Origin of the sequence: Sediminitomix flava (genome assembly GCF_003149185.1) — a bacterium.
GTDB lineage: Bacteria > Bacteroidota > Bacteroidia > Cytophagales > Flammeovirgaceae > Sediminitomix > Sediminitomix flava.
The window spans coordinates 320,761-334,270 of record NZ_QGDO01000004.1; the positions used below are offsets into that span (position 1 = coordinate 320,761).

The window sequence follows — 13,510 nt, forward strand, 5'->3', positions numbered from 1 at the left end:
TGTTAAGCAATAAAAAATTGAAACCTAAATAGACAATAATATTCTGATTACATCAGCACAACAACGCCAATACAGAATAATATTTCGACTATTAATCAAATAACCGAATTATAGCCCACACTCACTAAATAATATTTACAATTGTAAATGTTTTTACAATAAATGCAAACACTTTTAAATGATGGATTTTAGTCATCATTTTCTGTTCCATTTCATTTATTAAAATCTAGATAGAGACTTTGAGATCACTTATCGAGTTATCTGTGTTACGTGAATAAACTCAAGAATTCACTTTGGATATAAATAATAAAAAAGACCTACCTTAAAAAAGGTAGGCCTTCTAGTCTATGATAAGAAAATATGTTTGATTACATCTCTACGACGTAACGATAGTCTACAACCAATTTATTATTTCCTGTAGGCATTCCATTAGCGTCTGAAGGTCTCTCTTCAGAAGTAACTTTTACTACACCCCACTTTTCAGCCATCATCTTATCTTCTTCATCAGCTTTATTCATTTTAGTCTCACTGATTTTGAAAATAAATACATCGCCTTCTCTTAGATCATTTAGTGTGCTAACAGAAGTTCCTTGATCAAATAAGGACTTTGTAGCAACTATATCACCCAACTCATAATTAGCATCTGCTACTACAAACTCAATAGCTCTACTAACAACATATACATCTTCTTCACCTTCTTCATAAGAAACATCCATTCCTACAAGGTTTGTCATGAATCCTTCTTGAACAAATTTTACATCTTGTGCCATCGCTGAAGTATCATTCAACCAAAGTGAGAATTCCGTATTCATTTTATCAAATACTTTCCCAGTCACTTCGCTACCGAATGTATAATAATCTACAACAGTTGATGTCTCAGCTTCAGCTGATAAATCGCCAGCCTCGGCCATAGCTTTTACCATAATCGTATCAGCTACATCGTACGAAGAACCATCCAAGACTAAACCTAATTTACCTTCATTCCACTCAGCAGTAGTAGGCATATAGCTGATCCCCTCAGCTTCTTCTCCCTTTTTAACAACCTTATAAAGGACTTCCTTTGTGTCGATTGCTGCATTCTTTGTCGCAACTTCTACCCAAAGTGTATCCATGTTGTTCTTCTGAATAAGACTAGGTACTGTAAAAGCAAATGGTGTTGAACGCGTAAACTTACTATCGTAAGTTAGAGTCTCTCCTGAAAGCTCTTTAATTACAAAAGTAAAAGCTGATGAAGCTACTGATTCTTCACCCAAACCTACTTCACTCAATGATGCATTAAAAGAAGCTTTCCCTGCCTCAAAATTCATCGGTAAAGATTCTCCAGCAATCTCTAATGCAATAGACTCAACCCCTGAACCAACTTCAATTGCCAACTGCACTTGATCTAATTCAGTAAAGTCATAAGCCGAAGAAAATACTCTAGGTACATCTGGTACTCTTCCTGGCAATTCTGTTTCTTCTTCACAAGAAGTTAAACTAGTGGTTGCAAACAATGCAGCCCCAAGAGTTACAAAAGTTGTTAACTTTTTCATTCTTTTAATTGGTTAAAAAATTTAGCTTTAATATATACGAAAACTGCCAGATATACACCTGACAGTTTCCCTATTTTTGTTTTATTACTTCTTAAAGATTGGCAATACAGTATCCATTGCATCATCGCCACCTAACAACTCAAGACCTTGAGAGAACCCAGCAGGGTTTAACAATTCTTCTTCTTGAGGGAAAGCAAGTCTTGCAGGAACATCTGAAATATCTACCAATGGAGTGAACATTACATCATTTCCATCTCCTAAAGCAACATCTGAAATTACAGCAGTACCGTCTGCATAGTTAGCACCAGTGAATTGTCCTGGCTTAATCAAGTGCATTGGATATCCTGTTCTTCTGTACTCAGACCATGCTTGATGAGGTTGCATATACAAAGCGATATACTTTTGAGTAAGTACAGTTTCCATAGATGCTGCAGGAAGTGCTGCTACATAAGCATCGATATCTGCTTGTGCTACACCCCATTTTTCCATAGAAGCTCTTACACCTGCTTCGTAGTTTGCTTGATCATATCCGTTGATTTCAGATAACAAGAAATAAACCTCTGCTGCTTCCATATAAATTTCAGATGCATCAGCCGCCAATACTTGCTCACCTGGCATAGATACTCTTGACATTGCAATTGCACCAGCTACTGAGTTTGATACTCCGTAAGGGATACCTTCGTAGTCTGCAGGATCAGTAGACTCTTCTACTTTATTTCCAATAAACGCAGCTTCATCAGTTCCTACAGTTACAGCATACTTAAACAAACGAGGGTCAGTCATTCCTGAGAATGGGTTAACTACTCCATTTGTAGCATCTTTACCTTTCAATAGATCGATGAATGGTTTTGATACTGCAAAGTCAGTACGGTTACTTACAAAGTAAGCTTTATACATTGGAGCACCTTTTGTAGTAGTTCCATCGTAGTACCAAGCTGCATTATCACCATTATCCATGATCAAATCAGCACTTGCTGCTTCAGCAATCGCTGCTGCATCTCCTGCTTGAACAGCAATTCTCAAACGAAGAGAGTTTGCAAATTGCTTCCATTTTGTAGCTGACTCACTCTTGAAGATGATATCACGATCAAATACATCTTTAGACTCATCAATTAAAGCTGCTGCTTCTTTCAACTCATTCAAAAGATCTGCATAGATACGTTCTTGAGAAACATAACTAGGGTTAGAAACTCCGATATGTGCCATCAAAGCGTTGAAGTCTTCATCTTGTGCTCCGTAAGAAGAGTAAGGAATCGGACCGTACATATCTGTAAGCAATTGGAATACCCATGCTTTCATGATACGAGCAGCTTGAACTTGGTTATTAGGATCTCCGTATGCCAAGCTGTATGATCCACTCAAAGTCTCATCTTCAGCAATCTCAATGATACGCTCAATATCCATCAACTTTGTATAGATACTCTTGAACATTGAGTTGTTTGAGTTTTGTCTATACTGGAATCTATCTTCTTCAGTATAGTTTACTTGTGCCCAGTACTGAACCCAAGGTAAAACCATACGACCAGCCGCCCATTCATCTCTTAGATCATCCATCAATGTTCTTGAAGCACTCAAAGCAAGAGATACTGTTGGTACATTTTCTGGATCGTTAGGGTTTTGGTTAATTTCCTCGAACTTCTCGGTGCAGGACGTCAGCAACATTGCTGCAGTCCCGACACCCATTACGAATTTATTGAATAGTCTCATTGATATCTTAATTAAAAGTTAGCGGATAGTTTAGTTTAGAATTTTGCTGACAAGCTCATACCGAATGTAGCTGTCGATGGAAGCGCTGCTCCTTCTAGACCTTGTACGTTACCACTTGAAGTAACTGCCATTTCTGGGTCGATGTGGTCATTAGCTAATCCCCACATTGCAAGGTTACGTCCGTAAGCTGAAATTCTCAATGATTGTACATATCCGTCAAATAATGACGATGGGAAAGTATATCCGATAGTTACATCACGAAGTTTTACATATGATGCATCGAATACGTTTTGTGCTTGAGGACCAGCGTAGTGGTCAGCACCCCATCTAGTTGCATCTATTGCAGTAGTATTAGGAGTTCCGTCAGCATAAACTGCATCCAATACAATTCCGTTTTCACGAACACCATTTGCAGCAGTTTCTTCCAACATACCTGAGTACATACCGAACATATGCGTTACTGAGTGATAGCTACCACCTTCTTGCTTATCGATCAAGAAGCTAAAGTCAAGGTTTTTGTAGCTAAATGTGTTTCTAATACCCAAGTTGTAATCTGGAACTACTGTTCCTAATACTTCAGTACCTGACACTTCGTAACGTCCGTCTTCTCCTACAATTGGTTTACCAGTTTCTTCGTGGAATACATAGTTAGTACCCATGATTGCTCCGTAAGACTGTCCAACGAATGCGTTAACTGATACTGCGAATGGTCCGTTTGCCATACGGTAGTTATCAATACCGTCCGCTAGCTCAAGCAATGTGTTCATGTTCTTAGAGAAGTTCACACTTACATTCCAGTTGAAGTCGCTAGTTCTTACGATATCACCACCCAATTGCAATTCAATACCTTTATTCTCCATCACACCAGCATTCATCATTTGGAAGTAGTACCCTGAAGCACCTGACAATGCTACTGTTGTAATCAAGTCTTTTGTTTTGTTCTCGTAGTAAGTTGCATCGAAAGTCAAACGATTATCGAACAACGATCCTTCCAAACCAACTTCCCATGATTGAGTAATCTCTGGTTTCAAGTCTTCTGCCAAAAGTGTATTTGGAACTGAGTAATCGAAACCTACACCGTCAGTGTTTACATAAGTTTCTCTCAACATGTATGGGTCAGTATCGTTACCTACTTGCGCAGCACCTAAACGTACTTTACCGAAGTCTAACCAAGATAGGTTTTGCAATGCTGCCAATTCAGAGAATACAAATGAAGTTGTTACTGAAGGGTAGAAGAATGAATTGTTTTCTGTAGGAAGTGTAGAAGACCAGTCATTACGAGCACCTAAGTCTAGGTATAACATGTTTCTCCATCCTAATGAAGCACTACCCAATACAGAGTTTACTTTCTTCTCGTACTTTGAGTTTGTTACAATTGAAGGATCAATTGAGTTTGTCAAAGTATATACACCTGGTAATTGAAGACCACCTACTGTAGTACCATACATGTTCTCTCTTACCATGTGTCTTTGGTTGATACCAATGTTACCTGACAAGTTGAAATCAGAACCTAGGTCTTTGTTGAATGCCAACATACCTTCGTAGTTGAATTCTTTAAAGTTCTCAATCAATTGAGAGAAACCTGATTGTCCTTGTGAACCTACTGCTGTTCTTTCGTTTACTGTAAAAGTATACATATCTCCATATACTTTACCAGAAGCTGTTAACCAGTCAGTCAATTTATATGTGAAACCTACGTTACCGTAGTATCTATCACGCTCATCATTTTGGTAGTTCTCGTAACGAGTCCAGTAAGGGTTATCAGAATACTTTGGAGATGCATCAGTCAATGACTTTCTGTTCCAAGTTCTTTGTGTTCCATCTTCGTTTTTGTAGTTAGATAGTCTTTCCATATCCAACTGACGTTGTCCCCACTGCGTGAATTGTTGCATCACGTTACCACCATCATAACCTGTCATTGGACGAGCAGTTGTCTCTGTATTCATGAAGTTGATAACTGCTTGTGCTGACAATTTATCAGTCAATTTGTATGAGCTATTCAAGCTAATACCATTTTTAGAAAGCTCGTGGTTTGGCATAGTACCAGAAGCAGTTTGGTTAGTGTATGACAAACGGAAAGAACCTTTCTCATTGTTACCTACTACTGCTACCGAGTTTTTGAATCCTACACCTAATTCGAAGAAATCTTCTACATCATTCTTTGGTGCTTCCCAAGCTGAAGTTCCTGTCACATTACCGTTCATGTCGATGTTGTGCCATTGTACAACCTGTTGACCTTCATATTTTGGTCCCCAGCTTTCATCCATTGCGAAGAATGCAACTGGATAATCTGTTCCATTATAGTTATAAGTTTCAGAGAAATCACCGAAACCACCACCATATTGTCTTTGTAGGTTAGCCATTCTTGTAATTTTCTCGAATGCTACCGACGAGTTGATTTCAACTCCAATACCTTTTTGACCTGCTGATCCTTTTTTAGTAGTGATCATAACGACACCATTAGCCGCACGTGAACCGTACAATGCTGCTGCCGCTGGACCTTTCAATACTGACATTGACTCAATGTCATCTGGGTTAATATCTAGCGCCATGTTACCATAGTCATATCCACCCGCACCTCTTGCTGCATCGCCAGAGTTGAAGTTAGAGTTATCTAATGGCACACCATCTACTACATATAGAGGTTCGTTGTTTCCTGAGATTGATGAAGCTCCACGTACCAATACACGTGTAGAACCACCCATCATACCTCCACCACCAGATACTTGCACACCGGCTACGTTACCTGAAAGTGCTGACATCGCACTTGATGGTTGAGACTCTTGTAATTTTGCTCCATCTACAGATTGAACTGCATAACCTAATGAAGCTTTATCTCTAGAGATACCCAAAGCAGTTACTACTACTTCTTCTAATTGCTCTGCGTCTTCCTCTAGCGTAACATCGATTTTCGATTGAGCACCAATTGCTACTGTTTTTGTTACAAAACCTACACTACTAAAAGCTAATTGCTCTCCTCCCTCAGGAACGTTTACAGTGTAAATACCTTCAAAGCTTGTAATACTACCTGTTGTTGTACCTACTACTTGTACGGCTACACCCGGTAATGGCTCTCCGCTTGCGTCAGTGACAGCACCTGTCACTTGTCTTTCTTGTGCCAATGCCATAGAAAAAGCTCCTATTAGCATGAACATGGTAAAAAGTGATTTCCTCATCATAAAATTTGAGACTGCTAGTTGAAATTTGGTTGTATAATTCCAGCACTCCTTTTAGGAGTGAATTTGTAATTCTATCTAATGTTTATACTTAGATTGTTGCAAAAGCTTGGTATATATTAGCCTTACTGGCTACACTATTTTCGCAACTAATCTTATTTGAAAATGAAGGTGAGAAACTGATTTGTTTGTTGTTATTTCAGTGTATCTATTTTCAATCCTTCTCCACTGGTCATTGACTCATTTTACTTGAGTCATTTTAAAGTTTGTTGTTGTGTTTTTCAAATATATTATATGACAATATTAACTAATGATAACGTTTATTCCAAACAGATTTTAAAATTCCATACCCAAAACCCTAAAAAAGTTCATTTTTAACAATTTACCTCAATTAATATTAACAATTCACAATGTTACACGATGTTTTTTATAAGTTTCACAACACAATACAATTGTGTTAAAAATATTGATAATAATTGTTGTTAACAACATCATTAATAACAATCTAAACATCAAGCACTTAACAAAAAGGAAGCCTTTATTAAAGAATTTACAAGCACTCAAAGGTGAATCAACAGTGTTACGTGATCAATTAAATATTAATAATATTCTATTTCATTTGATAATTAATTAAATCTAAAAGTCTTTTACTTATAAGTATAATTTGATTCACTACTGTCTTCACCTCTATACCTTTAGTGAAAACACTTCCACAATGTTACATGACCTTATTTACATCTAAAACACCTTGAATAAAAAAAAGACGGACACATTTTTGTGCCCGTCTAATATTATTAAAGAAGAATCAAGTATTAATACTCATCCTCTTGGAATCCTGTACGTTTATGACCTGAAACGATAAATGTATCAGCTCCTTTTACAACTTCCATATAAATACTATCTGTTTCAATACCTGTTTTAGATCTACCTTCATTCTTGAATACTTGACCACCTGTAACAGATACAGCATCATCTCCATTAAAAGTCAACCCGTTCGTAGAAACTTTAGATTTACCACCAATTTTCAATACAGTCACAAAATCCAACCACATATCACCATTATTGGCTGCTGTATTGTATGTTAATAATTGACCATAATCCGCTACAAGGTCTCCTGTTGCACTATCGTAAGTACGAACATTCCAATCCCCAGCAAGCTCAACTACTGAACTATCCCAGATTTCTGGATCTTCAAAACAGCTTGTTAAGCTAAACATTAAAGCTAATCCTAAAAATAATTTTTTCATGATAATATGGTTTATTGCTTAATCAATGTTACATCAAAATTATAACCTGCAGTCCATGAATATACATAGTGGATAGTCCCTGTAGATGCATCAAAACTAGCATCTGCATTAATAGAACCTGCATACCCCCATGGATCACTAGAGTTTTTATGTGTTACAACGCCTGCTTCATCAATTCCCATAAACCCACCGAATGCATAGCGTGAACCATAACCGTAGTATTGATCATACCATCCACCGATCCAGTCTGAATGAGAATAAACTCCCTCATCAACTTTCACGATAAGAACAACTCCAGTCATATCCATCACACTACCGTCTCTTACTACTGTTGAATGGTATACTCCAGTAATATCATCGTTATAAACTACAACCTTACGAGAAACTGGTGCATGGAAAGTATCTCCCATCGAGTTTTTCACACTGTAATTCACAACATAAGTACCAGGTAAAGACTCTTCCAAAGTAGTAAGTACCTCAACACCTGATAACTCTGTAGTATCTCCATCTACCACTTCAAATGCCTTAACACCAGCGTCTTCATACGACTCACCTTGTTGAAGCAATTCAATTGACTCTCCCAACATTACAAACTGAGGAACTGGAGAAGCATAAGATAAACCCTCTGTTGCTTTATCCTCACAAGCAGTCAATGCCATGAGTAAACAAGCAGCTATATATAAAGTTAATTTTCTCATTTCTTAATTATTTTAGTAAAAAGCAGTTCCTACTAGCTGTAGGAATTGCTCTCCTTCAAAAAATTATTTTCCTGCTTTTTGATCCCACCAGATTTTCTCTCCAACATCTGACTTTTGACCTGGCTTAGTTGCACTATTATTACGTTGCAACAAGCTTTGTGGATAGATTGGAGAAGCTGGAAGATTTCCGTTCAATTTCGCTCTACCGTTTACAGAAATTGTAAGATCACCTACAGGGAAATTGATAAATGCATCTTGACGATTCGCTGCAATATCAATATCATTTACAGCAGGATACTTTGTTCTGTTACGCTCCAAGAATGCCTCCCAATGTTGAGTTTTCGCGAAAGCAACCCATCTTTGCATCGAGATTTGTTTTACCATTTCCTCTACAGAACCTGCCATAAATTCAGCATATCCACCTGCTTCAATGATTGCTACATCACCAAATCCGTGGTGAACTAATGAAGCCTCCACACCTGCATCATAATACATTTTTGCAGAAACGGCATCGTTATTACGCGCATAAACTTCAGCTACGTTAAAGTAAACTTCCCACATAGACATGATGAATAGATCATCATTGTATGCGAACTCTACAGTTGAGTATGATTCATCACTATCTAATGTACCATTACCATCTGAATCTTCTGTTGAGAAGAAGTCACCTTGGAATGCTCCAAGTTGTCCGTTATCACCTTCTACGTAAATAGAAGCCAAACGAGGGTCTGCATTTACTCTCAAGTAATCCAAGAATGTCTTACTTGCTAGTACGTTTGTAGAGTAAAAGTTTGCACCTCCTACTTGAAGCTCTGCTTGTGGATGACGAGAACCGTCTTTATCAATAAAGTATGTTGATCCATCAATTTTTGCAGACTCCGCTAGGAAATCAGCCGCATTAGCATCTACGTAAGCTACCGTTTCTGACAAATTGAAGCTTGATGTCTCTGATTGACGAAGCATCAATTTCAACTTCAATGATTTTACAAAGTGAATCCAATGTTCTACGGCATGTCCATGGTCATGACCAAAAACAAAGTCATTTTTCTCTACAATAGTTGCATCAGAAAAATCTTCAGCCAATAGAGCATCACATCTTGCGATAAGATCTGCATAAATAGCATCACCATTATCAAAATTAGGAGAATAAATTCCTTCATCACCTCTCAATGCTTCAAAATAAGGTACTGTACCCCAAGTATCTGAGAGCAATTGCCAAGTAAAGATTGAAAGCGCTTCTCCAATTAGATAGCTACCCTTGTCTTCTTTAGCTAAAGCCATATTTTTTACGGCTTTCAAATCATTCAAAGCACCTGCTGTAAGTTCCGTATAAGAACCCGCAAACGATACTTCTTGATATTGCTCAATACCACGGAATTGAGATGCATTATGAGATTGCGTATAATATTGACTCCAGATAGCTCCAGTAAGTCCCATATCCCAACCCATCATTGTATTGGCGATACTTACTTGTGCAGTAGGAATAACAACTTCTGGTTGATCCAACTCACTCAATTTGTTTGGATCAGTATTTACATCCAACCAATCTTCACAACTTGTAAATACAAGCGATGCCGATAATAAGGATGCTAATATGATTGATTTCTTCATAATTTCTAATATTAAAATTCTAAACGCTTAAGGTGTCTACTCTTAGAATGTTGCTGACAAACTGAAAGTATAAGACTCACGAGGAGGGTTAGACATAAACTCACCAAATCTCGCTCCCACATTGCTACCAAATGACGTAGCTTCAGGATCAATATATGGGTTGTCTGCAGGTGTCCATAACAAAATGTTACCTACATTGAAACCTAAGCGTAAAGCTTGCATTCCGTATTTTTGTACAACTTTACTTGGTACATTGTAGCTTAAAACTACTTCACGAAGTTTAAGGAATGAACGATCAATGATTGCATATTCTGAAGATTCGAATGCACCATAATCGTTATAGAAGTTGTGGAATGTATTTGCTGTTACTGGAGTAGTATTTTCACTATATGTTCCGTTACCATTATCAACTACTGAATTAGGTACGATAAATGGGTTACGGTCATTATAAGTAGATTCAACTGCACTACCAGTCCAGTGCATGTAGTCTTTTGTTCTAGAATACATATGACCACCATGTCTCCAATCTAGTGTAGCTCCAATCGAGAATCCTTTATACGTCAATGTAGATTTCAATCCCATTGCAAAGTCTTCGTTTACGTCTTTGTTCGTAAACTCTTCTTCAGTAGTAGGCAAAACATTACCATTACCATCTACAACTGTATGAAGTGTTCCTCCTTCTGAAACTTCACGTCCTTCAGCATCCAACATTACAGTACGAGCTCTACTTGTTTTGAATACCCCCATTGGCATACCTGGTACTGCGTAAATACCTGCACCACCAAATCCACTTAAGAATACTTCACTTGTTGGTACCTCAAGTACTTCACTTTCATTCTTAGTGAAAGTATATACAAAGTTCAATGAAAGGTCATTTGTTTTGATTGGAGTCATATCCAACATCAACTCGATACCTTTGTTATTCACATCTGCTAAGTTGGCGATTTGACTTGTGTAACCTGTAGTTGGATCTAGAGGTAATACAGCAATCATACCTTCTGTAGTTCTGTCGTAATAAGATGCATCGATATTAAATCTTTCATTGAAGAAACGAAGATCAATACCAAATTCAAGCTCTTTTGTAAGCTCTGGTTGTAGATCAAGACTACCTAATTGGTTAGAAACCATATAAGAGTTTACACCACCTAGAGGTAATGTTAAGTTGTCTACATTTGAGTAACCAGGCATATAAACATTACCTGTCACAAAAGCAGGATTAACTTGATATGGAGCAGCATCGTTACCCGTCATACCGTAAGCTACACGCAACTTACCAAAGTTCAAGAAGTCTGTTCCCATCACATTTTTCTCTTCCAAGAAATCCGTGAATACAAATCCAAGCGTTGCACCCGGGTAGAAGAACGAATTATTCTCTTTTGGAAGAGTTGAAGACCAGTCATTACGTGCTACTACGTTCAAGAACAAGTAGTTTTTGTAAGACATATCAACTGTTGCAAAAGCACCAATCAAACGACGTCTACGTTGGTACTGGGATGCAAGTGCATCTGCTAATCCATTTCCTAAGTTATAGAAACCATCAACATCTAATGCTTGAACCTCACCTGTTAATCTAGTATAGAATCTATCATTGATGTTCGTACCAACAATTGCAGACAACGTGAAGTCATCTGAAATAGTAGGGTTGAAGTTTAAGAAAGCATCGTGGTTAACTTCGTAACGAGACTTTGTAACCATTCTGTAGTTACCATCAGTTTCTGCAGAACTTCCTTCATTAGGAGCACCTGGAGTAAACTTGATCTTAGCTGTCCAGTACTCTTCTGTTGATGACTCTACGTCACCACCAAAACGGTACTTTACGCTCAAGTTGTCTCTTAAATTGTAAGACATTTCTACTTTACCGAATAATTTGTGCTTTTCTTGCTCTGCACCATTCTCGAATAGAGAGTAATAAGGATTTATACCATATGGTGTAAAGTAGTTATCTAAGTTATTAAACTTAGAATTATAGTCTTTCAAGTCTACAATTGAAAGGTTCTCTGCAATCTCAAAAATAGAGTTATAAGCTGAAGCTCCTTGTCCTGTAGGTACCGAACGAGTCTTCTCTGTACTAAAGTTAACAGAAGAAGAAACTGTAAAACGATCTACTTTATGGCTACCTCTAGCTGAAATAGTACTACGCTTATATGTATCTACATCTTCAGGGAAGATACCGTCTTGACTTGTTTGAGAGAATGAAACAAAATAGTTTGTATTTTCATTTCCTCCTGAAGCTGAGATAGCATTTTTATAATTAATACCTAAGTCAAAATAATCATTGTATCTGCTTTCTTGGAATGCAAATGGAGCTACTTGTTGTTGACCATCTACAACGTTACCCCAAGGACGAAGTTGACCATCATAACGAGGTCCCCAGTTTCCATTTTCATCTAGAGCATGTAATCCAGACCAACCTTGTCCAAACTCATTCTGACGACTAGGAATACGACCAATTGAAGAGACACTAACGTTACCATTGTAAGTAACTCTCATTTTCCCTCCTGAATTTTTACCAGACTTAGTCACGATAATAATCGCACCATTTGCTGCACGAGAACCGTACAATGCTGTTGCTGCCGCACCTTTCAAGATTGTTTGACTCTCAATATCATCTGGGTTCAAAGCATTCAAACCAGAACCAAAATCAACATAAGCATTAAGATTGTCTCCACTATTGTTTTGCTCATTTACCAATGGTACACCATCAATTACAATAAGAGGCTGGCTATTTCCAAATGAGTTAGCACCACGAATCATAATATTTTGTGATGAACCTGGGTCAGCAGCACCTGTAATTTGAAGACCTGCTACTTTACCTTGTAATGAACTCATTGGGTTTACTGCTTGAGACAAAGCAATATCATCCCCAGAAACTGTAGTAGATGCATAACCAATAGATTTCTCTGATTTCGTAAAACCTAGTGCAGTTACCACTACTTCTTCCAATTGTTCTGCATCTTCTTCTAAAGTAACATCTACTTTAGTTTTTGTGCCAATAGTAATTTGTTGTGTTTTATACCCTACACTTCTAAACTCAAGGCTAATTGCCTCTTCTGGAAGTTTTAAAGTGTAAGTACCTTCGAAGCTTGTTATTGAACCAGTAGTTGTTCCTACTACTAGTACTGAGACACCCGGTAAAGGTTCTCCTGATACATCAGTAACAGTTCCTGTTACCTGTCTTTCTTGTCCAAGGGCCATAGAGAATACCCCCATGATCATGGACAACATTAAAAGTGTTCTTCTCATCATCAAATTGAGATTGCTAGTAAAATTGGTTTTATAAAAATCCCTCAATGCAAGGGAGTGATATACTTAATTATGTTTATCGTGAATAGACCTAAAAAATGAGTGTGTTTCTTAAAAATTTAATACGCACAAAAAGTGATTTGACATGGAATTATTTTGTCAACTCAATAGATCTAACAAAGATGTTTGCTGCTTGATAAAATTGAACTTTTACAATATTTTAATTTAACACAAAGCAATATTAATGAATACACTCAATTGAATCAATAATATTTTAATATATTTTTAAAAAAAAC

The 13,510-nt window shown here is 37.4% G+C and carries 7 protein-coding genes; all 7 read right to left on the reverse strand.

Annotation, left to right across the window (positions count from 1 at the left end; translation table 11 throughout):
• Positions 1-368: 368 nt before the first annotated feature.
• Positions 369-1,532, reverse strand: coding sequence for a hypothetical protein (locus tag BC781_RS16775; RefSeq protein ID WP_109619905.1), 1,164 nt, complete (start codon positions 1,530-1,532; stop codon positions 369-371).
• Positions 1,533-1,616: 84 nt separating this feature from the next.
• Positions 1,617-3,239: a SusD/RagB family nutrient-binding outer membrane lipoprotein gene (locus BC781_RS16780; RefSeq protein WP_109619907.1), complete on the reverse strand. Its 1,623-nt coding sequence runs from the start codon at positions 3,237-3,239 to the stop codon at positions 1,617-1,619.
• A 35-nt stretch (positions 3,240-3,274) separates the two neighbouring features.
• Positions 3,275-6,418 carry a SusC/RagA family TonB-linked outer membrane protein gene (locus BC781_RS16785; protein ID WP_109619909.1) on the reverse strand — a complete coding sequence of 1,048 codons (3,144 nt, stop codon included), beginning with the start codon at positions 6,416-6,418 and terminating at the stop codon, positions 3,275-3,277.
• An 809-nt stretch (positions 6,419-7,227) separates the two neighbouring features.
• Positions 7,228-7,662 (reverse strand): lipid-binding protein, encoded by a 435-nt coding sequence (locus tag BC781_RS16790; RefSeq protein ID WP_109619911.1) that lies wholly within the window; start codon positions 7,660-7,662, stop codon positions 7,228-7,230.
• An 11-nt stretch (positions 7,663-7,673) separates the two neighbouring features.
• A complete protein-coding gene (locus BC781_RS16795) occupies positions 7,674-8,360 on the reverse strand; it encodes a BT_2262 family domain-containing protein (RefSeq protein WP_109619913.1) in 687 nt (228 codons plus the stop codon).
• Between the two features lie 63 nt (positions 8,361-8,423).
• Entirely contained in the window at positions 8,424-9,971 is a 1,548-nt protein-coding gene (locus BC781_RS16800) for a SusD/RagB family nutrient-binding outer membrane lipoprotein (protein ID WP_109619915.1), read from the reverse strand.
• A 42-nt stretch (positions 9,972-10,013) separates the two neighbouring features.
• A complete protein-coding gene (locus BC781_RS16805; protein ID WP_211323856.1) occupies positions 10,014-13,217 on the reverse strand; it encodes a SusC/RagA family TonB-linked outer membrane protein in 3,204 nt (1,067 codons plus the stop codon).
• Positions 13,218-13,510 lie beyond the last annotated feature (293 nt).